1 protein-coding gene is annotated in these 2,198 nt (G+C 64.1%); it reads right to left on the bottom strand.

Features of this window, described 5'->3' with window-relative positions; all coding sequences use genetic code 11:
* Window positions 1-170: 170 nt before the first annotated feature.
* Complete coding sequence (locus VJ307_06750; GenBank protein ID HJX73840.1) at window positions 171-1,748, bottom strand: 2-isopropylmalate synthase; 1,578 nt, start codon at window positions 1,746-1,748, stop codon at window positions 171-173.
* Window positions 1,749-2,198 lie beyond the last annotated feature (450 nt).

Here is a 2,198-nt window from a genome sequence, read left to right as displayed (position 1 = left end):
CGATGGAGTTGACGGTCTCCGGCCAGACGCGCACCCTTTCCGGGAACGCGATCTACCTCGTCCCGGGGGGCGTCCTCCACAAGGCCCTGGCGGGGCCGGAAGGCGCGGTTGCCCTCGACGTCTTCTCCCCTCCCCGGGAGGAGTACCGCTAGCCCGACCCCGTTCCCCGTTTACGGGGAGGCGACCTTCATTTTTCCGGCGGGTTTCCTTTTCCCTTTCCGGCTCGCCTTCGTCTTCTTCTCCTCGGCGACCCATCGGTTGATGGCGTTCAGGTATGCCTTGACCGCCGCCTCGATGATGTCCGTGGAGGATGCCGCCCCCGCGAAGATCGTCCCGTTGTCCCGGATCCGGACCGTCGCCTCGCCGATCGCGTCCTTGCCCGAAGTGACGGCGGAAAGCCCGAAGTTGATCAGGCGGAACTTCTTCCCGACGATCCGCTCGATGCACTTGTAGGCGGCTTCGATCGGCCCATTGCCCGTCGACGCTTCCTCGAGCACCTCATTGTGGCGGCGCAGCCGGAGTGCGGCCATCGGCGTGGCTTCCGTGCTGGAGAGGATCTGGACGTGCTCCAGCCGGTACGTCTCGGGGACCTTGAAGAGCTCCTCCTGCACAAGGATCTCGAGATCCTCGACCATCACCTCCTTTTTCTTATCCGCCAGGCCGAGGAATTTCTCGTAGAGGGTGTCCAGCTGTCCGTCGGTGAGCTTGTGCCCCATGTTGGAAATGTGGTGCTTGAGGGCCGCCCGACCGGATCTCGCGGTGAGGGTGAAGGTGTGGGCGGACCCGCCGACATCCTCGGGGCGGATGATCTCGTAGGTCGAGCGATCCTTGATGATCCCGTCCTGGTGGATGCCGGAGGAGTGGGCGAACGCGTTCGTCCCCACGATGGCCTTGTTCCGCTGGACGGGCAGCCCCATGAGGGCGGAGACCATCTTGCTCGTTTTCATGATCTCCTTCGCGTTGATCTTCGTGTAGAGGTCCGCGAAAATCTCCTTCCGCGTCCGGATCGCCAGGACCACTTCTTCCAGGGCCGCGTTCCCCGCCCGTTCGCCGATCCCGTTCACGGTCACCTCGGCCTGCCTCGCCCCCGCGAGGATTCCCGCCAGCGTATTGGCGGTGGCCAGCCCGAGGTCGTTGTGGCAGTGCATGGAGAGGATCACCCTGTCCAGCGCGGGGACTTTCTCCTTGAGACGCCGGATGCGGTCCGCCATCTCCTGGGGAGTCGCATACCCCACGGTATCGGGGACGTTGATCGTCTTCGCCCCTGCTTTCACGACCGCCTCGACGGTCCGGCACAGGAAGTCGAAGTCCGTCCGCGAGGCATCCTCGGTGGAGAATTCCACGTCGGGGCAAAGCGAACAGGCGTACTTGACCGTGTCCACGCACCACTGGAGGATCTTCTCCCGGTCGGAACGGAACTTCTTCTGGATGTGGATGTCCGACGTGCCGAGGAACGTGTGGATCCGCGGGCGCTTGGCGCCCTTGACGGCCTCCCACAGGGTGTCGATGTCCTTCTTGACCGCCCGCGCAAGCCCCGTCACGACGGGTCCCTTGACTTCCCGGGCGACGGCCTGGACGGACTCGAAGTCCCCCGGGGAGGAGGCCGGGAAACCCGCCTCGATGATGTCGACCCCCAGCGCGGCAAGCTGCCGGGCGATCTTCACCTTCTCCTCCTTCGCCAGCTTCGCGCCCGGAACCTGCTCCCCGTCACGCAACGTCGTGTCGAAAATGAACACCCTTTCCGCCATCTCTTCCTCCTTTTTTAGGGGGAGCAACCATTCGCCGGGAAACCCGGGTTCCTGAATGCCCCCCGTGGAAAAAAAAGCCGCCGGGAATGCGGCTCCCGGCGGCCGAAACGAAAAAACCGCGGGAACCTTCGCCGGTTCCTGCGGCCTTGTTGAGCGTATGCCTATGTCGTCAGGCGCTCACGCGGTCGCGGGCCGGCACCCCCGTAGGCCCAGTAGAGCGAGGCCGGCAAGTCGAAGGATCTCCCGCGTGAACGTAACCGGAATCATGATCCTCTAAGGGTAAGGGGGGAGCGAACGACTTGTCAAGTCGGATTTTTCGAGGAAGGGAACCTGCCCGGCGAGGCGATCCCCCCGGAGACGAGTATGCGGACCGCGTGCTCGACCGACATGTCCAGGCGCACCACGTTCTCCTCGGGAATGAAGAGCAACTCTCCGAGGTAGATGTGGTTG

The organism is Candidatus Deferrimicrobiaceae bacterium, assembly GCA_035256765.1.
Lineage (GTDB): Bacteria > Desulfobacterota > Deferrimicrobia > Deferrimicrobiales > Deferrimicrobiaceae > CSP1-8.
Note: the sequence above shows the minus strand (reverse complement) of the source record. Positions and strands in the feature narration are given on the sequence as shown.

Bases quoted from the DNA above. Each gene is read 5' to 3' on its own strand.
- VJ307_06750 (HJX73840.1), bottom strand. From the start codon at position 1,748: ATGGCGGAAAGGGTGTTCATTTTCGACACGACGTTGCGTGACGGGGAG.